Source organism: Microbacterium deminutum (assembly GCF_039530205.1).
GTDB lineage: Bacteria > Actinomycetota > Actinomycetes > Actinomycetales > Microbacteriaceae > Microbacterium > Microbacterium deminutum.
In genome coordinates, this window is record NZ_BAAAOG010000007.1 from 102,911 (window position 1) to 122,587 (window position 19,677).

20 protein-coding genes and 1 tRNA gene are annotated in these 19,677 nt (G+C 69.2%); 11 read left to right on the forward strand and 10 right to left on the reverse strand.

Annotation, left to right across the window (positions count from 1 at the left end; translation table 11 throughout):
- Window positions 1-16: 16 nt before the first annotated feature.
- Both orn and ABD212_RS15200 read right to left on the reverse strand, forming a co-directional pair.
- Window positions 17-643 (reverse strand): oligoribonuclease, encoded by a 627-nt coding sequence (orn, locus tag ABD212_RS15195; RefSeq protein ID WP_344096149.1) that lies wholly within the window; start codon window positions 641-643, stop codon window positions 17-19.
- A 62-nt stretch (window positions 644-705) separates the two neighbouring features.
- Window positions 706-778: transfer RNA gene (locus tag ABD212_RS15200), tRNA-Arg, on the reverse strand.
- A 125-nt stretch (window positions 779-903) separates the two neighbouring features.
- Between ABD212_RS15200 and ABD212_RS15205 the strand changes: the two genes are divergently transcribed.
- A complete protein-coding gene (locus ABD212_RS15205) occupies window positions 904-1,116 on the forward strand; it encodes a methyltransferase (RefSeq protein WP_344096152.1) in 213 nt (70 codons plus the stop codon).
- 62 nt (window positions 1,117-1,178) lie between these two features.
- Here ABD212_RS15205 and yczE read toward each other — a convergent pair whose 3' ends face one another.
- Window positions 1,179-1,805: a membrane protein YczE gene (gene yczE / locus ABD212_RS15210; RefSeq protein WP_344096154.1), complete on the reverse strand. Its 627-nt coding sequence runs from the start codon at window positions 1,803-1,805 to the stop codon at window positions 1,179-1,181.
- A 61-nt stretch (window positions 1,806-1,866) separates the two neighbouring features.
- Here yczE and yczR point away from each other — a divergent pair, with 61 nt between their 5' ends.
- The gene (yczR, locus tag ABD212_RS15215; protein ID WP_344096156.1) at window positions 1,867-3,291 is read left to right on the forward strand and encodes a MocR-like transcription factor YczR; all 1,425 of its coding nucleotides are present in this window, start codon (window positions 1,867-1,869) and stop codon (window positions 3,289-3,291) included.
- A gap of 4 nt (window positions 3,292-3,295) precedes the next feature.
- On the opposite strand, the gene ABD212_RS15220 is transcribed toward yczR, so the two are convergent.
- Window positions 3,296-3,556 (reverse strand): hypothetical protein, encoded by a 261-nt coding sequence (locus ABD212_RS15220; RefSeq protein WP_344096158.1) that lies wholly within the window; start codon window positions 3,554-3,556, stop codon window positions 3,296-3,298.
- Window positions 3,557-3,787: 231 nt separating this feature from the next.
- Between ABD212_RS15220 and ABD212_RS15225 the strand changes: the two genes are divergently transcribed.
- The 4 genes from ABD212_RS15225 to ABD212_RS15240 all read left to right on the forward strand — a co-directional run bounded on the left by ABD212_RS15225 (window position 3,788) and on the right by ABD212_RS15240 (window position 7,346).
- The gene (locus ABD212_RS15225) at window positions 3,788-4,324 is read left to right on the forward strand and encodes a single-stranded DNA-binding protein (RefSeq protein WP_344096160.1); all 537 of its coding nucleotides are present in this window, start codon (window positions 3,788-3,790) and stop codon (window positions 4,322-4,324) included.
- Between the two features lie 42 nt (window positions 4,325-4,366).
- On the forward strand, window positions 4,367-4,912 hold the full coding sequence (locus tag ABD212_RS15230) for a DUF6993 domain-containing protein (RefSeq protein ID WP_344096163.1): 546 nt from the start codon (window positions 4,367-4,369) through the stop codon (window positions 4,910-4,912).
- A gap of 166 nt (window positions 4,913-5,078) precedes the next feature.
- The gene (gene ettA, locus ABD212_RS15235) at window positions 5,079-6,758 is read left to right on the forward strand and encodes an energy-dependent translational throttle protein EttA (RefSeq protein WP_344096165.1); all 1,680 of its coding nucleotides are present in this window, start codon (window positions 5,079-5,081) and stop codon (window positions 6,756-6,758) included.
- Between the two features lie 72 nt (window positions 6,759-6,830).
- Window positions 6,831-7,346 (forward strand): acyl-CoA thioesterase, encoded by a 516-nt coding sequence (locus ABD212_RS15240; protein WP_344096167.1) that lies wholly within the window; start codon window positions 6,831-6,833, stop codon window positions 7,344-7,346.
- A 4-nt stretch (window positions 7,347-7,350) separates the two neighbouring features.
- On the opposite strand, the gene ABD212_RS15245 is transcribed toward ABD212_RS15240, so the two are convergent.
- Complete coding sequence (locus ABD212_RS15245; RefSeq protein ID WP_344096302.1) at window positions 7,351-8,250, reverse strand: acyl-CoA thioesterase; 900 nt, start codon at window positions 8,248-8,250, stop codon at window positions 7,351-7,353.
- Between the two features lie 138 nt (window positions 8,251-8,388).
- Here ABD212_RS15245 and ABD212_RS15250 point away from each other — a divergent pair, with 138 nt between their 5' ends.
- The gene (locus tag ABD212_RS15250) at window positions 8,389-9,066 is read left to right on the forward strand and encodes a DUF8185 domain-containing protein (protein ID WP_344096169.1); all 678 of its coding nucleotides are present in this window, start codon (window positions 8,389-8,391) and stop codon (window positions 9,064-9,066) included.
- 19 nt (window positions 9,067-9,085) lie between these two features.
- Here ABD212_RS15250 and ABD212_RS15255 read toward each other — a convergent pair whose 3' ends face one another.
- Window positions 9,086-10,204 carry a hypothetical protein gene (locus ABD212_RS15255; RefSeq protein WP_344096171.1) on the reverse strand — a complete coding sequence of 373 codons (1,119 nt, stop codon included), beginning with the start codon at window positions 10,202-10,204 and terminating at the stop codon, window positions 9,086-9,088.
- 66 nt (window positions 10,205-10,270) lie between these two features.
- Here ABD212_RS15255 and ABD212_RS15260 point away from each other — a divergent pair, with 66 nt between their 5' ends.
- Window positions 10,271-10,849, forward strand: a complete 579-nt coding sequence (locus ABD212_RS15260) for a TetR/AcrR family transcriptional regulator (protein ID WP_344096173.1) — start codon at window positions 10,271-10,273, stop codon at window positions 10,847-10,849.
- 8 nt (window positions 10,850-10,857) lie between these two features.
- On the opposite strand, the gene ABD212_RS15265 is transcribed toward ABD212_RS15260, so the two are convergent.
- The 4 genes from ABD212_RS15265 to pepN all read right to left on the reverse strand — a co-directional run bounded on the left by ABD212_RS15265 (window position 10,858) and on the right by pepN (window position 16,727).
- Entirely contained in the window at window positions 10,858-12,528 is a 1,671-nt protein-coding gene (locus ABD212_RS15265; protein ID WP_344096175.1) for an FAD-binding dehydrogenase, read from the reverse strand.
- Between the two features lie 30 nt (window positions 12,529-12,558).
- Window positions 12,559-13,047, reverse strand: coding sequence for a globin (locus ABD212_RS15270; protein WP_344096177.1), 489 nt, complete (start codon window positions 13,045-13,047; stop codon window positions 12,559-12,561).
- On the reverse strand, window positions 13,044-14,117 hold the full coding sequence (locus tag ABD212_RS15275) for a mechanosensitive ion channel family protein (RefSeq protein WP_344096180.1): 1,074 nt from the start codon (window positions 14,115-14,117) through the stop codon (window positions 13,044-13,046). The genes ABD212_RS15270 and ABD212_RS15275 overlap by 4 nt, the downstream gene beginning before the upstream one ends.
- 66 nt (window positions 14,118-14,183) lie before the next feature.
- Window positions 14,184-16,727 carry an aminopeptidase N gene (gene pepN, locus ABD212_RS15280; protein ID WP_344096181.1) on the reverse strand — a complete coding sequence of 848 codons (2,544 nt, stop codon included), beginning with the start codon at window positions 16,725-16,727 and terminating at the stop codon, window positions 14,184-14,186.
- Window positions 16,728-16,869: 142 nt separating this feature from the next.
- Here pepN and ABD212_RS15285 point away from each other — a divergent pair, with 142 nt between their 5' ends.
- Genes ABD212_RS15285 through ABD212_RS15295 form a run of 3 tightly spaced genes read left to right on the forward strand, consistent with a single transcriptional unit; the run spans window position 16,870 to window position 19,675 of the window.
- Window positions 16,870-18,084: a ferrochelatase gene (locus tag ABD212_RS15285; RefSeq protein WP_344096183.1), complete on the forward strand. Its 1,215-nt coding sequence runs from the start codon at window positions 16,870-16,872 to the stop codon at window positions 18,082-18,084.
- A gap of 22 nt (window positions 18,085-18,106) precedes the next feature.
- Window positions 18,107-18,652 carry a ribose-5-phosphate isomerase gene (locus tag ABD212_RS15290; protein WP_344096185.1) on the forward strand — a complete coding sequence of 182 codons (546 nt, stop codon included), beginning with the start codon at window positions 18,107-18,109 and terminating at the stop codon, window positions 18,650-18,652.
- A 9-nt stretch (window positions 18,653-18,661) separates the two neighbouring features.
- Complete coding sequence (locus ABD212_RS15295) at window positions 18,662-19,675, forward strand: Fpg/Nei family DNA glycosylase (protein ID WP_344096187.1); 1,014 nt, start codon at window positions 18,662-18,664, stop codon at window positions 19,673-19,675.
- Window positions 19,676-19,677 lie beyond the last annotated feature (2 nt).

Consider the following 19,677-nt stretch of genomic DNA (forward strand, 5'->3'; position numbering starts at 1 on the left):
CAACCAGAAGATTCTCTCACACCCCGGACGCGAACGACGACACGACGGATGCCGCGGCCGCCCGCGCGCCGTCACTCGTCGGGCCCGGTTCGGGGACGAACACCGCCTGTCGGTAGTACGCGAGCTCGCGGATCGACTCGAGGATGTCGGCGAGCGCGCGGTGACCGCCGTCTTTCGATGGCGCGTGGATGTAGGCGCGCGGATACCACCGGCGCGAGAGCTCCTTGATGCTCGACACATCGACGTTGCGGTAGTGCAGCCATCGATCGATCCGAGGCATGTACTTTGCGAGGAACATTCGATCGGTTCCGATCGTATTGCCGGCGAGCGGAGCCTTGCCCTGCAGCGGCACGAACTGCTGGATGTACTCGAGGGCCTGGAACTCGGCATCCGCGAGGCTCACGCCGCCCGGAATCTCGTCTAGCAGACCCGAGGATCGGTGCATCCTCGTCACGAACTCGCTCATGTTCGCCAAGGCCGACGGATCGGGCTTGATGACCAGCTGGAAGCCGGGGTGCACGGGTCGCAGCTCGAAGTCGGTCACGACCACGGCGATCTCGACCAGCTCGTCGACACCGAGATCGAGTCCGGTCATCTCGCAGTCGATCCAGACCAGACGGTCGTTGTCCGAGGCTGACACCATGCGCACCATCCTATTGACTGCTCCGGACAGCCCGGGTCGACGCGATGCGTGGACCGGAAAAGCCCCTCCGGGAGGATTCGAACCCCCGACCTGGCGGGTAGAAACCGCTTGCTCTATCCCCTGAGCTACGGAGGGAAAGGGTGGAGTACCAGGCTACCGGGTCGCCGGCGACACACGTGGATCACAGGGTCGAGGGGCAGTCTGGCGGATCAGGTGTCCACGGCGTAGCGTCGATCGCGGACGCATCGAAAGGAGTTCACATGAGCACCACGGAGACGCACCACCCCCTCTGGGTCGCCTACGGTCCCTCGGGGGTCGTCGGCAGCATTCGCAAGGACGACGACGGATACACGGTCACGATGGCCGGCGCCGACGCGGCGGCCGGCACCTATCCCTCCATGGAGATCGCGAAGAGCGCGCTGCACTCGCATATGACGCCCGGAAGCGACTGGCCCGAGTTCCGCGAGCACTGAGACGATCCGCCACTGCGACATCAGCGGACGACGGCGGGCCGGGATGCCGCGCCCGCCGTCGCTCAGCGCCGGGCGGCCACGCCCCCGGTGACTGATGGCTGCCGCCGCACGTCCGACGTCCGCGTGTCGAGCAGTGGTAGCGCGATGTGCACCAACGGCCCGATGAGGACCGCGAACAGAATGGTGCCGATTCCGACCGTGCCGCCCAGTAACCACCCCGCGATGAGGACGCTGACCTCGACAAGTGCGCGGCAGAGCCAGATCGGCCAGCCCAGACGCCTGTTCATGCCGGTCATCAGGCCGTCTCGCGGCCCTGGGCCGAAGCGCGCCCCGATGTACAGGCCCGATGCCAGGGCGACAAGGACGATTCCGCCCAGGAGCACGAGGATCTGAAGGGGAAGACCGGACAACGGCGGCACGATCCAGAGCACGAACTGGATGCTGGTGCCCACGAGCAGGATGTTGGCGATCGTTCCGACCCCGGGCTTCTGGCGGAGTGGGATCCACAGGAGCAGGACGAGGAAGCCGACGATGTTCGTGATCCAGCCGATCCCGATCCCGGTGTGCAGGGAGAGGCCCTGCGCGAAGACCGTCCACGGGTCGACGCCGAGTCCGGCCTCGATGGTGAGGGCGCAGCCGGCACCGTAGAGGAAGAGGCCGACCAGGAGTTGGATGACGCGACGAGGCATGAACCCATCCAATCCTATGATTGGACTGCATGCGACAGTCCAATCACTGTACTCTGGCCTCATGGACTCACGCATCTCGGCGCGAGCGCTGGCCTCCGCCTTAGGCGGGTGGCGCGCGCGCGAGCCCGCATATGAGGCGCTCGCTGACGGCATCCGCCTTCTCTGTCTCGACAATCGACTCGCACCGCGGACGGCGTTGCCCGCGGAGCGCGAACTGGCGGCTGCGTTGCGGCTCAGCCGGAGCACGGTCGCCGCCGCGTACCGCAGCCTTCGCGATACCGACCACATCACGAGCACGCGGGGCTCGGGGAGCGTCACGCTGCCGCTGCGACGACGCGATCCCGGGCGCGACGGCTACTCGGATGGGGCGATCGACCTCCAGCAGGCGAGTCCCCCTGCCTGGCCGGGACTGGCAGGGGTGATGGCCGAAGTCGCCGATTCGGCCGCCGCGCTCGTCTCGAGGGTCGGCTATGACGTGCTCGGTCGAGCGGAGCTGCGCGAGGTCATCGCGGAGCGCTACTCGAACCGCGGCATCCCGACTTCGGCCGCCGAGGTGCTGGTCACCACGGGCGCCCAGAGTGCGATCCACCTGGTGTCTTCGGTGCTGCTGGGGAGGGGTGACCGCGTCCTGATCGAGACGCCGACCTACCCCCACGCGGCCGATGCGCTCAGGCGTGCCGGCGCCCGCCTTGTCGGTGTACCCGTTCTGACGTCCGATGGCTGGGATCTCGACCGCGCCGAGCAGGCGTTCGCCCGAACCCTGCCGATCATGGCGTATCTCATGCCCGACTTCCAGAATCCGACCGGGAGGTCCATGACAGCCACGGAGCGCCACGCGATCATGCGTGCCGGGGAGCGGGCGGGATCCGTGCTGGTGCTCGACGAAACGACTGCCGATCTCGACATCGATCGCGGCCCGCTGGACGCCGGTTTCACCGAAGGCGACCCGGCGAGCGTCGTGCGGATCGGATCGCTCGGCAAGACGGTGTGGGGCGGACTGCGGGTCGGGTGGATCCGCGCCGAAAGCGATCTCGTGCGCCGGCTCATCGCGGCACGCCCGGCCCATGACCTGGGTACGCCGGAATTCGAGCAGGCCGTCGCGGCGGCGCTGCTGCGGGACTTCGGAGCGGTCGTCGCCCAGCGATCGACGCTGCTGCGCGAGGGGCGGGACACGCTCGTCGCGGCGCTGGGCGAGCACCTGCCGGAGTGGGGCGTGCCGCGCGTGCACGGCGGCGTCTCACTGTGGATCGAGCTGGGCGCGGCGCTGAGCCCCGCGCTGGTCATGGATGTCCGCTCGAGAGGCCTGCTGCTCTCGGCCGGCCCGCGATTCTCGGTCGACGGCGGCCACGAGCGACACCTTCGGATGCCGTTCACGGCTCCCAGCGACGAGCTGGGGCGAGCGGTGGAGCTGCTGGCGCAATCGTGGCGGCACGTGAGGGCGGGCGCTCCCGTCTCGTTCATGGAACAGCTCGACGCCGTCGTGTGATCCCTCATCGCGCGAATCGCAGACAGTCGATCGCATCGGCCGTCGACCAGAACTCGCCGAGATCTCGGAAGGCACGGGACGCCGGGTGGAATCGTCGCGCTCGATAGCGCACGGTTCCGCCTTCGACCAGCGCCTGCAGGTGTCCGATCACGCGGCCGCTGGCGTCGACGACCCGCCACAGGGCCGGTCCGGCCGCGGTGATCCTCACCGCCGAGCCCTGAGGCGCGGTGGGTGTCTCGAGGTGTTCGTCTGCCACAGCGTACATGTGCGCTCCTTCCGTCCTTCGAAGATATGTGCGACCTCCGACATCGCCTGGTTCAGTTCGCGGCATGACGTTCCTCCCCAGGTGGCGCCTCGCCGTCCGCCATCCCCAGTCACGCGACATGAGCCCCGCGGCATGCCGCCGTAACGGCATCGTGATCGAAGCGTCGGTGCCCGGCGGGCACTCGGGCACCGACGCGACCGGAGACCGTCTCCGGTCACGAGAGGATGCGACATGAACGAAACCATCACGATCACGGGCAACATCGCGACCGACCCCGAGCACAAGCACACGGCCGGCGGCGTCTCGATCACGACCTTCCGAGTCGCGAGCGGTCAGCGCCGATACGACAGGCAGTCCGGCGCGTGGGTGGATGCCGCCACCAACTGGTACACGGTGTCGACGTTCCGAAGCCTGGCCGATCACGCGTTCCACTCGCTGCGCAAGGGCGACCGAGTGCTGCTGACGGGTCGCCTGCGCGTGCGGGATTGGGACAACGGAGCCAAGCGGGGCACCACCGCCGAGATCGATGCCGAGGCGATCGGCCACGATCTGCTCTGGGGGACGTCCCGGTTCGAGAAGGACAGGCCGGGGACGATCGCCTCTCACGGGCAGGGGGATGCGTGGACACCGCCGGCGTCCCCCGCCGACGAGTGGACGGCGCCTGGGGTCACAGAGGACCCCGCCACGGAATGGCCTGTGGCCACGGTGCGCGCGGCCGGTTCCGACGCCCGACCGCTCGAACTGGCCGCAGCGGACGCGCCGTTCTGACCTCGCAGCAGGGCTCCGGGTGGCGGGCCGTAGACTCTCTCCGTGCCCCGCCATCCCGAGCGTCCCGTGGCGATTCGGAGGGCGGCATCCACTCCTGTCCGGGTCCTTTCCGGCGCAGCGATCTGCGCGGCTCTGGTGCTCACGGGGTGCTCCGGCTTCGGCCCGTCGGCCACTCCGAGCGCTTCATCGCCGACGGCCATAGCGACCGCGACCGGCAGTCCCAGCGGCACCCCTACGCCGACGGCGACCCCCGCTCCGACACTGCACCCCGATGGGAGTGCGCGGGACAACCTGCCGCTGTTCGCGTCGGTCGTCGCCGCGGTGTGGGCATCGCCGAACCGCGTCTCGGGGCGCGCATATGTCGACGCCCTCGTCGCCGCGGGATTCGACAAAGCCGCCATGCAGGTCACGAACGACACGACGACGGTCGGCAACCCGGCCGAGAGCATCCAGTTCTCGGTGCGATGGGGCGACCAGTGCCTCGTCGGGCAGGTGGGCCCCGCGACCGGCGACCCGGTCGCCGTCGTGCTGCCTGGCCTGGCCGAGGGGGAGTGCCTCGTCGGACAGACGCGCCCCATCGACTGGTGACGTCGCACGCCGTCGGGTCCTCCCTCCGCACCGCCCGCGGCCGGGTGGTCTGCGGCAGGTTGGTAGGCTTTGATTCGACTTCCGCTCAATCGATCGCGCCCATCCACGGTGCGGAGATCCTCTGGTTGAAGCGGCCCCGATCCCCTACTTGAAGGTGGTAACAGGAGTGGCCGAATACATCTACTCGATGGTCCGCGCCCGGAAGGCGGTCGGCGAGAAGCTGATTCTCGACGACGTCACGATGGCGTTCCTGCCGGGGGCGAAGATCGGCATGGTCGGCCCCAACGGCGCCGGCAAGTCGACGATCCTCAAGATCATGGCGGGCCTCGACCACCCCTCGAACGGCGAGGCGAAGCTCAGCCCCGGTTTCACGGTCGGCATCCTGATGCAGGAGCCCGTGCTCGACGAATCCAAGACCGTGCTCGAGAACATCGAGGAGGGCGTGGCGATCAAGGCGAAGGTCGATCGCTTCAACGAGATCTCCGGCCTGATGTCCGATCCCGATGCGGACTTCGACGCGCTGCTGGCCGAGATGGGAACGCTGCAGGAGGACATCGACGCCGCCGACGCGTGGGATCTCGACTCCCAGCTGGATCAGGCCATGGATGCCCTCCGCACGCCGCCGGGCGAGGCATCCGTCGCGAACCTCTCGGGTGGTGAGAAGCGTCGCGTCGCGCTGGCGAAGCTCCTGCTGCAGAAGCCCGACCTGCTTCTTCTGGATGAGCCGACGAACCACCTCGACGCCGAGAGCGTGCTGTGGCTCGAGCAGCACCTGCAGAAGTATCCGGGCGCCGTGATCGCGATCACCCACGACCGGTACTTCCTCGACAACGTCGCGGAGTGGATCGCCGAGGTCGATCGAGGCCGGCTCATCGGCTACGAGGGCAACTACTCCACGTATCTCGAGAAGAAGGGCGAGCGGCTCGCCATCCAGGGCAAGAAGGACGCCAAGCTCGCCAAGCGCCTCTCCGACGAGCTCGACTGGGTGCGCTCGAACGCGAAGGGCCGCCAGGCCAAGTCCAAGGCCCGCCTGGCGCGCTACGAGGAGATGGCCGCGGAGGCCGATCGCACGCGCAAGCTCGACTTCGATGAGATCCAGATCCCGCCAGGACCGCGGCTCGGAAGCATCGTCCTGGAGGCGAAGAAGCTGCAGAAGGGCTTCGACGATCGGTCGCTCATCGACGGGCTGAGCTTCACGCTGCCCCCGAACGGCATCGTCGGCGTGATCGGCCCCAACGGCGTGGGCAAGACGACGCTGTTCAAGACCATCGTGGGCCTCGAGCCGTTGGACGGCGGTCAGCTCAAGATCGGTGAGACGGTCAAGATCAGCTACGTCGACCAGACGCGATCGAACATCGACCCGACCAAGAGCCTCTGGGAGGTCGTCTCGGACGGGCTCGACATCATCACGGTCGGCAAGACCGAGATCCCGTCGCGCGCGTACGTGTCCAAGTTCGGATTCAAGGGACCCGACCAGCAGAAGAAGGCCGGGGTCCTCTCGGGCGGTGAACGCAACCGGCTCAACCTGGCGCTGACGCTGAAAGAGGGCGGCAACCTGCTGCTCCTCGACGAGCCCACAAACGACCTGGACGTCGAGACCCTGCAGTCGCTCGAGAACGCCCTTCTCGAGTTTCCGGGATGCGCGGTGGTGATCACGCACGATCGGTGGTTCCTCGACCGCATCGCGACGCACATCCTCGCCTACGAGGGCACCGACGACAAGCCCGACCAGTGGCACTGGTTCGAGGGCAACTTCGAGGCCTACGAAGAGAACAAGATCGCCCGCCTCGGCGCCGACGCGGCGAAGCCGCACCGGTCCACGTATCGCAAGCTCACACGCGATTGAGCTGAAGGCAGCCGAGCTTGCTCGGCTGCTGAGGCGATTGAAGCGTGTTGACGAGCGAAGTGAGGATCACTCGTGACTGACGAGAACGCGGCGGCGGCGGCATCCGGTCGTCGCCTGCATGTCCCCATCCATCTGCGGTGGGGTGACCTCGATGCGCTCGGGCACGTCAACAACACGTCGATGCTCAAACTGCTCGAAGAGGCGCGACTGCGCGCGTTCTGGCGACCCGAGGACGGGACGGATGCCGCGCCCACGGCCGTCTTCGACATGTCGGTGCTGGAGGGGGGCGGCGCACGCGCCACGCTCATCGCCCGCCAGGAGATCGAGTACCTTCGTCCGGTGCCGTACGGTCAACGACCGCTCGACGTGCAGCTGTGGGTGGGGGGGATCGGCGGCTCCAGCGTCGAGGTCTGCTACGAGGTGTTCAGCCCCCAGGGCGAAGAGCCGCAGACGCTGTACGCACGAGCGACGGCCGTGGTGGTCCTGGTCGACAGCGCGAGCGGACGACCGACTCGCTGGGCTGCCGCGGAACGCGAGACCTGGGCGCCGTTCGTCGGCGCGCCGATCGTCTACGCCAAGCGACGCTGAACGCTCACGCGTCGTCAGCCGTCGCGGCGTCCGCGCCCGCGGGCGTGTTGGTCGTCCGGGCACCGCCCGGCACCCTCACCGTGATCTCCTGGGCCACGCTCGCCACGAGCGCGCCATCGGACGCGTAGATCCTTCCCGTCGCGAGGCCCCGCCCGCCCCGGGCGCTCGGGGACTCCTGGACGTAAAGCATCCATTCGTCGACCCGGCCCGGGCGATGCCACCACATCGCGTGGTCGAGGCTCGCGACCTTGAGCCCGGGCGTGGCCCATGCGACGCCGTGCGCCCGCAGGATCGACTCCTGGATCGTCAGATCGCTCAGGTACGCGAGCGCGGCGCGATGGATCGCAGGGTCATCCGGCAGCGCCCGGCGGGTCCGCACCCACACCGCCTGGTGCGGTGCGTGCTCGCCGTCGACACTCAGATAGATCGGCGACGGGATGTGCCGGAGATCGACCGGGCGATCCGTGAACAGGCGCTTGCTCACCGGATGCAGCCCCTTGAGGTGGTCCTCCACGTCCGGCAGTTCCTCGGGCCCTGGGAGACCCGTCGGCATCGGCGCCTGGTGCTCGAGCCCGGGATCCTCGTCCTGGAACGACGCGATCATCGAGAAGATCGGCACGCCATCCTGGAACGCCTGTGTGCGCCGGGTCGAGAAGGATCGCCCGTCGTGGATGCGGTCGACGGCGAACGTGATGCCCTTGGTCGAGTCGCCGGGACGCAGGAAGTAGCCGTGCATCGAGTGGACCGTGCGCTCTTCGAGCAGGGTCCGTTCGGCGGCCACGATCGACTGCGCCAGCACCTGACCGCCGTAGACGCGTCCCAGGGGCATGGATTGCGAGACGCCGGTGAAGATGTCCTCCGTCGTCCGCGCATCAGACCCCGACAGGTCGAGCACGGCGAGCATCGAGGCGACGGGATCCACCTCGGGGGCGACGTCGTCAGGCGGATTCTGGTGGGCGTCGGTCACGGTTTCTCCGTCTCGGCGGGGGAGCGGTGACGCACTCACCGGGGGGTGGCGTCGTCGCTTGGTAGTTTAGGGCGGATGCCCCAGCGACTCCTCTTCTCCGATGCCCGGGCCGCGAGCGACGCCCTCACGTTCGCCGGACGCGCCGGCCCTCTCGGCGACGGCGGCGTCCGCCTGCAGGCCGTGGGCGGGACGCTCGCGATGACCTCCGCACCGCTCGCGCCGCGGGGCCTGCTGGACTCCACGCCTACGGTGCTGGGAATGCGGATGCTGCCGGTGGATCCCGAACTCGTCTGCGACGTGGTGGTCGAGGCATCCACACTCGTCGCGGCGGCGGATGATCCGGCATCCATCGAACTGCCCGACATCGGACTGGCGCCGTCCTGGGCCGGTGTCTCGCCGCCTCGTTCGGGCTGGAGTGCGCAGCCCGGCCTCGAGGCATCGATCCTCGCCGCGCGGGCGCAGTGGGGGATCGCCGCGGTCGCCCAGTCGATGCCCCAGAATCCAGGAGAGGATGCCGTGCGCGCCGTGCGCGCGAGCATCTGGGGCGCCGCGGATGAGGCGTTGGGCGGACTCCCGCTCGGCACGGCCTTCGCGGCCTTCGCCCTCGGCTTCATCGTGGGCGAGGAGGTCGCCCGCGTGCTCACCAGCGGACCGTGGACGCGCGTGTCGCTCGCGCGCGGCCACGTCATCGTCCGCGGCCCGGCGAAGATGGGCATGACCGACGTGCGCTCGACCGGCGCGCCGCGCCCGTAGCCGGGCGCGGCGGGGCCGGCTACGCGGCCTGCAGCTCGGGCTCGAGCTGCTCCTCGGGCACGTGCAGGTCGGGCTGCTCGCGGTGGTGGCCGATCAGCGTGAGCACCACCCCACCGGCGGTCCAGCACAGCAGGATGATCCACTGCATCGCCGTCGGCGCGTCGGGGAAGTAGCTGAGCGACCGCAGCAGGTTCGACGCCGCCCCGGGCACGAAGTACTGGCCGATCTGCCCCCACGGCTCGGGCAGGAACTGCACGGGCACGGCGGCGGCGCTGAGCGGGTTCGCGAACAGCACCGTGACGACGGCGGCGATTCCGAGTCCGGGTCTGCCGAGCAGGGCGTTCATGCCGATGATGAACGCCGCGGTCGCGGTCATCCCGAGGCCGAGGGCCGTGGCGTTGAGCAGCCAGTCTCCCTGCAGCAGCCCGAACCACGTCTGCAGGACGAGTGCAGCCAGCGCACCGGCAGCGACACCGAAGACGGCCAGCGCCACGAGCCGGCGCACCGCTCCGGCGACCAGGAGCGAGAGCAGGATGCCGCCGAGCATCCCGCCCAGGGTGAGGGGGAAGGCGGCGGCGGCGATGCCGGCGCCCGTGGGATCGGTGTCGGCGAGTGGCACGACATCCGTCACCGTGACCTTCGGCAGTTCGCCGCCTGCCTGTCCAGCCGGCGGAAGGGTCGGTGGCCGGCCGGCGGCGAGGGCTTCGCCGATGGCCTTGAGCTGGGCGACGAGAGCGGCCTGGACCGTGGTGTCGAGCTGGGACTGCAGCTGGGTGGCGACGCCGCGCAGCGCTTGCGCGGCAGCAGGGCTCGACGCGGTGGCGATGAGCACCTCGGGCTGGTCGAGCAGGATCGCGCCGTAGATCTCGCGGTGGTGGATCTTGTCGATCGCCTCGTCGCGCGAGGTGACCGTGACGAGGTCGAGGGGTGACGGATCCTGCTTGGCGAGGACGTCGGTGACGGCCGCGACACGGTCGGCCGGACCGCTGATCCCGACAGGGAGGTTCTTGGGACTGGAGGTGGCGGCCGGCCAGATGAACGCGGTGACCAGGACGGCGACGAGCAGGGATCCGACGAGCCCGAAGGCGATGGCGAAGCGCCAGCGAGTGCGGGGATGGATGGGCGAAGGGAGGGACATGATGACTCCTATTAGAGAATGACTGTTCTCTTTCGGCAACCATAACAGAACCGCTATTCTTTTTCCATGCCCAGAGTCAGCGCCGAATATCGACAGGCGCGTCGCGACGAGATCGCGCGCGCGGCATTGCGGGTGCTCGAGCGCAAGGGGGTCCGTGACACGTCGATCGCCGACATCGTCGCGGAGTCGGGTCTGTCGACGGGCGCGATCTACTCGCACTTCACCAACAAGGGAGAGCTCGCGAGGTACATCGTCTCGGAGTTCATGCTTCCTCGTCTCGACGCCATCGCGGCCTCAGCCGAAGTGCGCGCCCCGCGCCAGATCATCGAGCTCATGCTCGCGGCCACGATCGAGAACGGCATCAGTCCTGCCGTGATCCTGCAGTTCTGGGCGGAGGGATCGATGCCGGGCGAGATCCGCGATGAGCTCCTGCGCACGATCGTGAAGCTGCGCAGCGCCCTGGCTGCGGCCCTGCTGCCCTGGGCTCGCCAGCGCACCGCCGATGAGGAGGAGGCGGCGGCGCTCGCCTACGCCCGCACCGTCGACGTCGCCGCGGTGGCCCAGGGGTTCATCTCGAACGAGGCGATCTTCGGCACCCGCAGCCCGCAGGAGTATCTGACGGCGGTCGAGCAGATCCTCGCATAGGCACTCCGCTACACACCCGCGGCGGCCGCCCGCCCCGCGGCGCGCCCCGAGAACAGGCATCCGCCGACGAACGTGCCTTCGAGCGCCCGATACCCGTGCACACCGCCGCCGCCGAAGCCGCTCGCCTCACCCGCGGCGTAGAGTCCGGGGATCGGCTCGCCCCCGGGCGCGAGTGCCCGCGCCGACAGGTCGGTCTCGATCCCACCCAGCGACTTGCGGGTGAGCACGTGCAGCTTCACGGCGATGAGGGGGCCGGATTTCGGATCCAGGATGCGGTGCGGGCTGGCCGTGCGGATCAGCTTGTCGCCGCGATAGTCGCGGGCAGAGCGCAGCATCGCGATCTGGGCATCCTTGGTGAAGTCGTTGTCCATCTCGCGGTCCCGGGCCTCGACCTCGAGACGCACCCGCTCCGGGTCGAGCGCATCGCCGCCGGGGAGCGCCTGCATGCCGGCGATGAGTTCGTCGAGCGTGTCGCGCACGACGAAGTCCGCGCCCTTGTCCATGAACGCCTGGACCGGCCCCGCTGCGCCCTTGCCCAGCCGGGACTTGGCCAGAAGGCGCACATCCTTGCCCGTGAGGTCGGGATTCTGCTCGCTGCCCGAGAGGGTGAACTCCTTCTCGATGATCTTCTGCGACAGCACGAACCAGGAGTGATCGTGTCCGGTCGCGCGCAGGTGCGCGAGCGTGCCCAGCGTGTCGAAGCCGGGGAACAGCGGCACGGGGAGGCGCTCGCCGGTGGCATCGAGCCAGATCGACGAAGGACCCGGCAGGATCCGGATGCCGTGATCCGGCCACACCGGATCCCAGTTCTGGATCCCCTCGACGTAGTGCCACATCCGGTCTCCGTTGATGAGCCGGGCGCCGGCTTCCTCGGAGATCGCCAGCATCGAGCCGTCCACGTAGGCCGGGACACCCGTCACCATCGTGGCGGGCGGGGTTCCCAGGCGTGCGGGCCAGTTCTTCCGGACGAGGTCGTGGTTGCCGCCGATCCCGCCTGACGAGACGATCGTCGCGGCTGCGGTGATCTCGAACGCGCCGACGACCTCTCTCGACGACGCCACGCCGCGTGCGGCGCCCGAGGGCGCCAGGATGTCGCCTGCCGCGCCGGTGACGGCGCCATCCACGGTGGTGAGTGAAATGACCCGGTGACGGCCCAGGATCGTCACGCGCCCCTGCGACTCGCCCGCTTCCACCTCGGACTGGAACGGCGCGACGATGCCCGGTCCGGTGCCCCACGTGATGTGGAAGCGCGGAACCGAGTTGCCGGGTCCGAGCGCGGTGTAGCCACCGCGCTCTGCCCATCCCACGACCGGGAAGAACCCGACGCCCTTCTCCCGCAGCCACGCGCGCTTCTCCTGGTGTGCGAACTGCAGGTACGCCTCGGCCCACCGCCGGGGCCAGGCATCCTCCTCGCGGTCGAAGCTCGCGGTGCCGAACCAGTCCTGCCGCGCGAGATCCAGCGAGTCCGTGATGCCCATGCGCCGCTGCTCGGGGGAGTCGATGAAGAACAGCCCGCCGAACGACCACCACGCCTGGCCGCCGAGGTTCGTGCGGGGCTCCTGATCCACGATGACGACCCGTTTGCCCGCCGCGACCGCTTCGCTCGCCGCGACGAGGCCGGCAAGGCCCCAGCCGATGACGAGGACGTCAGCGGAGTGGGTGGTGGGGGCTGCGGGCATAGCGACTCCTTCGTCGGTGGGAGGGGTGGATCAGGCGCCGGCGTCGCGCGTCGGCGTGCGAGCGGTGAGCGGGATCGACGCGGCGCCGCTGCGGCCTTCGGCGGCGGGCCCGATGCCGCTGGGCTCGAAGGTGTTCACCATCGCGTGCGCCGCGCGCTGGAGGTAGTCCCACAGCGTCGCCTCCTGAAGCGGGAGCAGGTCGAGTTCGCCGACGGCGTGGCGCATGTGGCCGAGCCAGTGGTCTCGGGCGTCGGGATTGACGTGGAAACCTGCATGCCGCATGCGCAGGCGCGGGTGGCCCCGCTCGCGGCTGTAGGTCGTCGGGCCGCCCCAGTACTGCTCGAGGAAGAGCGTGAGACGCTCCTTCGCGGGTTCGAGGTCCTCTTCGGGATACATCGGGCGGAGCACCTCGTCCGCCGCGACGCCGCGGTAGAAGGCATCCACCAGACGCACGAAGGTGGCGTGGCCGCCGACCTGATCGTAGAAGCTCAGCAGTGCGGCATCCGGCTGATCGCTCATGGCGCGGGCTCCTCGGGGGGCGCGACCGCGGCGGGCTTCGCCTCGCCCTTCTTCGGCTTCCACACCGGGCGGTCGGTGGCGGTGGGCACCGGGGTCGGCTTCGTCTTCGGCGGATTCGCTCCCCGCACCCGCTGCGCGCCTTCGAGGCCGCTGAGCGTGATGGAGTTCAGCTGGGGGAGCGACAGGCCGAGGTGATCGATCGCGTGCTTGACCCGCATCCGGAGCTCTCTGGCGACGTCGTCCTTGGCGTTCGCACGGGTCTTCATGACGAGCCGGATGACGAGGGCGTCGCCTGAGACGGATTCGAGGCCCCATACCTCGGGCTTCTCGATGACCCGGGTGCGCCACTTCGCGTCGTTCGCGAGCTCGGTGGCGGTCGCCAGCAGCGCGGCCTCGACCTCGCCGATGTCGGCGTCGACGGGCACCGCCAGATCGATGATCACGCGTGACCAGCCCTGCGACATGTTGCCGATGCGCAGGACCTCGCCGTTGCGGACGTACCAGAGCGTTCCGTTGACGTCGCGCACATGCGTGACCCGGACGCTCACGTACTCGACGATGCCGGTGGCCAGGCCGAGGTCGACGACGTCTCCGATGCCGACCTGGTCCTCGGCCACGATGAACATGCCGTTGAGCACGTCCTTGACGATGTTCTGCGCACCGAAGCCCAGGCCCGCGCCGATCGCGGCCGAGAGCAGTGTGAGCGAGCCCAGGGCGTTCGGCGCCAGCAGCGAGGCGATCATGACCAGCGCGATGATCACGATGGTCACGTTCACGATGTTCTGCAGGATCGAGCCGAGCGTCCGCGTCCGCTGGACGACGCGGACGGCGGCCAGCGGCGAGCGCTCCAGCGCCTGGGTGTCGTCGACGTTCGCCTTGTTCTTGGCGCCCGAGACGATGCGGTTCACGACACGCCGGATGACGAGCTTGAGGATCCAGCTGAGGATGAAGGCGCCGAGGATGATGCCGGCGACGCTGAGGATGTTCCAGCCGATCTGCACGAGCACGCCGACGATCCCTTCCCACCAGGTGGAAGGGGCAGGGGCTGCGGCGAAGGGGGCGATGTTCATCTCGCACGATCCTAACGAGGCATGCCTTGGCCCCACCTGAGCGGCGGGTCAAGGCATCCCGGTCGACTACTGCGCGTCGCGCTCCTGTACGGCGAGGGCGCGCTCGACCCCGGCGAGGTTCTCGTTGACGAGGCGGCGGAGGGCGGCGGGCGCGTCCGCGTTGGCCGACAGCCACGCGCGCGTCGCGTCGCGCAGCGAGAGGTTCGCCAGGGCTGCCGGGTAGAGGCCCACGATCAGGTACTGGGCGATCTGGTAGGTGCGCGAGTCCCAGATCGGCAGCAGCATGTCGAAGTAGGGCTGGACGAACTCGCCGAGCAGGGCGACGCCGGCGGGGTTGGTGAATCCCAGCGCCGACGAGCGCACGATCGTGTTCGGCAGGTCGTCGTTGTCGATGAGCGAAGCCCAGGCCGTCCTGCGCGCGTCGAGGTCGGGCAGCGCGGCTTTGGCCTGTGCCGCGAACTCGCCGCCCTTCGCGGTGTTGTCGGCTGCGAGTGCATCGTCGATCTCGGCGGCGGTGACGACGCCTCCCGCCGCGAGCGATACAAGCAGCTGCCAGGACAGGTCGGTGTCGATGTCCAGGCCCGCGAAGTCCACCTCGCCGTCGCGCACCCTGCGGACCTGCTGCCACTGCTCGGGAGTCGAGGCGGCGGTGGCGAACGCCGTCACGAACTGAAGCTGGTTGTCGCTGCCGGCTTCTGCCGCCTCGGCGAGGTGCCACAGCGCGTCGGCGACCCGCTTGCGAGTGGCATCCCGCTTCTCGGGTGCGACGTACGAGTTCGCCGCGAGCTGGAGCTGGCCGAGCGTGGTGCGGACGGTGGTCGACTCGGTCTCGGCGCCGATGTTGCGCAGCACCAGGTCGACGTAGTCGGATGCCGAGGCCTCGGCATCCCGCGTCTGATCCCACGCGGCACCCCACACCAGCGAGCGCGCGAGCGGGTCGGAGATCTTCCCGAGATGCGCGATCGCCGTCTGCAGCGACCGGGGGTCGAGGCGGATCTTCGCGTAGGCGAGGTCCTCGTCGTTGAGCAGCACGAGGTCGGGCTGGGCGATCCCCTTGAGCTCCGCCACCTCGGTCAGGTCGCCGTCGACGTCGAGCTCGACGTGGTGCATGCGCACGAGCGCGTCGGCCTGCAGGCTGTAGAACCCGACGCCGAGGCGGTGCGGGCGGATGGTGGGGTAGTCCGCCGGGGCGGTCTGCACGATCGCGAACCGCGTGATCCTGCCGTCGACGTCGGTCGCGATCTCGGGCGACAGCGTGTTGACTCCTGCCGTCTCGAGCCACTTCTTCGACCAGGTGCCGAGTTCGCGGCCGCTCGTCTGCTCGAGCTCCGAGAGCAGGTCGCCGAGCTCGGTGTTCTGCCACTCGTGCTTCTTGAAGTACCGCGAGACGCCGGCGAAGAACTCGTCGATGCCGACCCATGCGGCGAGCTGCTTGAGCACCGAGCCGCCCTTCGCGTAGGTGATGCCGTCGAAGTTGACCTGCACGTCCTCGAGGTCGTTGATCTCGGCGACGACGGGGTGCGTGGAGGGCAGCTGGTCCTGGCGGTACGCCCAGGTCTTCTCCATGGCGGCGAAGGTCGTCCACGCCTCGGTCCACTCGGTGGCCTCGGCCGTGGCGATCGTCGACGCCCATTCGGCGAACGACTCGTTCAGCCACAGGTCGTTCCACCACTTCATCGTCACGAGGTCGCCGAACCACATGTGGGCGAGCTCGTGCAGCACCGTGACGACGCGGCGCTCCTTGATCGCGTCGGTCACCTTGCTGCGGAAGACGTAGGACTCGGTGAAGGTCACCGCTCCCGCGTTCTCCATCGCCCCGGCGTTGAACTCGGGGACGAAGAGCTGGTCGTACTTCGCGAACGGGTACGCGTAGTCGAACTTCTCCTCGAAGTATGCGAAGCCCTGGCGGGTCTTGTCGAAGATGTAGTCGGCGTCGAGGTACTGCCAGAGGCTCTTGCGGCCGTACACGCCGAGCGGGATGACGCGGCCCGACGCACTGGTGAGCTCCGAGAACGTCGACTCGTAGGGGCCGGCGATGAGGGCCGTGATGTAGGACGAGATGCGCGGGGTGGCTTCGAACGTCCAGGTCGCGGTGCCGTCGCCGTGCTTCTTCGGCTCCGGCGTCGGCGAGTTCGACACGATCGCCCACGGCTCGGGGGCCGTCACGGTGAACTGGAACGTGGCCTTCAGGTCGGGCTGCTCGAACACGACGAAGACGCGACGCGAATCCGGAACCTCGAACTGCGAGTAGAGGTAGACCTCACCGTCGACCGGATCGACGAACCTGTGCAGACCCTCGCCGGTGTTGGTGTACAGGCAGTCGGCATCCACGATCAGCTCGTTCTCGGCGGCCAGGCCGGTCAGCGCGATGCGCGAGTCGGCGAACGCCGACGCCGGGAGGTCTGCGCCGTTGAGGGTGATGGAGCGCACCTCGCGCGCGATGAGGTCGATGAACGTGTCCGCTCCCGCGGTCGCGGTGAACCGTACGACGGTCCTCGACCCGAAGACCTCGGGGCCTCTCGTGAGGTCGAGCCCGACCTCGTAGGACTTCGTGTCGACGACCGCACGGCGCTCCTGCGCTTCGATGCGGGTCAGGTTCTCTCCAGGCACTGCGATGCTCCCGTGGGGTGAGGTGAGCTGTCGTGGACAGGCGCTGCTGGCGCCGACGACAACCGCTCCAGCCTACGTCAGGCTCGCCGCCGCTGCGGGGCCGGAGAACGGAGCGGGCGCGGCGCGGTGTCAGGATGGAGGAATGAGCGACACGAGCGCGAATGACCTCGCGGACGACATCGAGGCGCGGCATCCGGTCCTGTTCGCATCGGATGCCGCGGCATCGGGACCCCCGTTCGTCGAGGTGCCGGTGGCGTACGACGCGATCCTGCTCGCGGGCTTCGGCGGACCCGAAGGGCAGGATGACGTCATCCCGTTCCTTCGGAATGTGACGCGCGGTCGCGGGATTCCCGACGAGCGCCTCGAGGAGGTCGCCCACCACTACCGGCACTTCGGCGGGGTCAGCCCGATCAACGCGCAGAATCGCGCGCTGAAGGCCGCCCTCGAGGTCGAGCTGACCCGGCGCGGCATCGACCTGCCCGTGTACTGGGGCAACCGCAACTGGGCGCCCTATCTCGAGGATGCGGTCCGCGAGGCCGCGGCATCCGGAGACACCACCCTTCTGGCACTGTCCACGAGCGCGTACTCCTCGTTCTCGAGCTGCCGTCAGTATCGCGAGGACTTCGCCCGGGTGCTCATCGGCACCGGGCTCGCGGGCCGGGTGACGATCGACAAGGTGCGCCAGTTCTTCGACCATCCGGGCTTCGTCGAGCCGTTCTACGAGGGTGTCCGCACGGCGATCGAGGCGTTCCTGGACGAGGGTATCGCACCGGATTCCGTGCACGTGCTGTTCTCGACCCACAGCATCCCCGTCGCGGACGCCGAGCGTTCGGGCCCGCGTGACGCGGACTTCGGCCCGGGGGGCGCGTACGCCGCGCAGCACCTGGCGGTCGGCGCCCGCGTGATGGAGCGGATCGCCGCGCAGCTACCCGCCGCCGCGGAGGTCCCGTGGCAGCTCGTCTACCAGTCCCGCTCGGGCCCGCCGTCGCAGCCATGGCTCGAACCCGATGTGTGCAAGGTGATCGAGGGCCTCCCAGGCGCCGGCGCGACGGCCGTCGTGATCGTTCCGCTCGGGTTCGTGTCGGATCACATGGAGGTGCTCTGGGACCTCGACACCGAGGCGATGGATGCCGCAGCCGCAGCGGGTCTGCGGGCCGTGCGCACGCCGACGCCCGGCGTCGACCCCGCCTACGTCGCGGGGCTCGTGGACCTCATCGAGGAGCGCCGCGCCGGCATCCCGATGGAGCGCCGCCCCCATGAGACCCCGCTCGGGCCGTGGTTCGACGTGTGCCGCCCTGGGTGCTGCGAGAACGTGCGCGCCGGGTTCAAGCCGGCCGCGGCCGGCCTCGTCCCCTGAGGACCCTCCTTAGGATTGACGCATGCGCATCCACATCGCGACCGACCATGCCGGCCTCGAGTTCTCGACCCAGCTGGTGCATCACCTCGCCGAACAGGGGCACGAGGTGATCGATCACGGCCCCGTCGACTACGAGCCGCTGGATGACTATCCGGCGTTCTGCATCCGCGCGGCGCAGGCGGTCGTGCGCGACCAGGAGGCGGGCGTCGATGCACTGGGCGTCGTCTTCGGCGGATCCGGCAACGGCGAGCAGATTTCCGCGAACAAGGTGCGCGGCATCCGGGCGGCTCTGGTGTGGAGCATCGCGACGGCCGAGCTCGCCCGCGAGCACAACGACGCCAACGTGATCGCGATCGGCGCGCGCCAGCACACCTTCGACGAGGTCACGATCTTCATCGACCGGTTCATCGCGACCCCGTTCTCGCGCGAGGAGCGGCATGCCCGCCGCATCGGGCAGATCGCGGCGTTCGAGGCAGAGGGCACCCTCGAGCCGGACCCGCGTGCCGGCTCCGGCGGCCCGGACGTCCTGCTCGCCGACGACAGCTCCTTCGACCCCGAGGCCGGCTGAGTCGCATCCATGCCCGAGGGCCATTCCGTCCATCGCATCGCGCGGCAGTTCGATCGCAACTTCGTGGGCCGTACGGTGGCTGCCACGAGTCCGCAGGGGCGGTTCGCGCAGGGTGCCGCCGTGCTCGACGGACGCACTGCGACAGCCGTCCGCGCCGTGGGCAAGCAGATGTTCCTCGAGTTCGACGACGACCTCTGGCTGCGCGTCCATCTCGGCATGTACGGCGCGTGGGACTTCGCCGGCGAGATCCTCGTCGATCCGACGATCGCCTCCGCGAACGGGCGGATGGGACAGACGAACCAGCGCGGGACGATGCTGCCCGAAGGCGATGCCGATGACCCGATCATGGATGCCGCCGGCGAGAACTCGCTGACTTCGATCGGCGCACCGCGCCGCGCGCGAGTCCACGTGCGGATGTCGGAGCAGACGACGGGGCTCGCGGACGAGGGAGACGACTGGCCGCCGCCGATCGTCGGACAGGTGCGCCTGCGGCTCATGACGGCGCTGACCTGCGCCGATCTGCGCGGGCCGACCGCGTGCGAGGTGCAGGCTCCCGAAGAGGTGGCCGCGACGATCGCGAAGCTCGGACCCGACCCGCTCGTGGACGATGTGGCCGAGGGCGAGGAGCGGTTCACGTCGGTCGTGCGGCGCAAGCCGACCGCGATCGGACTGCTGCTGATGGATCAGGCGGTCGTGAGCGGGATCGGCAACGTGTACCGCGCCGAGCTGCTCTTCCGCGCCCGTCAGAACCCGCACACACCCGGGCGCGAGGTGCGCGAGGAGGTCGTCCGCGACCTCTGGCGGGACTGGGTCCGGCTGCTGCGGATCGGCGTCGAGACCGGCCAGATGATGACGATGGACGACCTCGATCCCGCGTCGTACCGCGCCGCGATGGCGAGCCGCGACGATCGGCACTGGGTCTATCGCCGAGCCGGGCTGCCGTGCCGGATCTGCGGCACGGCGATCGTCGTGGAAGAGGTCGCCACCCGCAAGCTGTACTGGTGCCCGTCCTGCCAAAAGTAGGC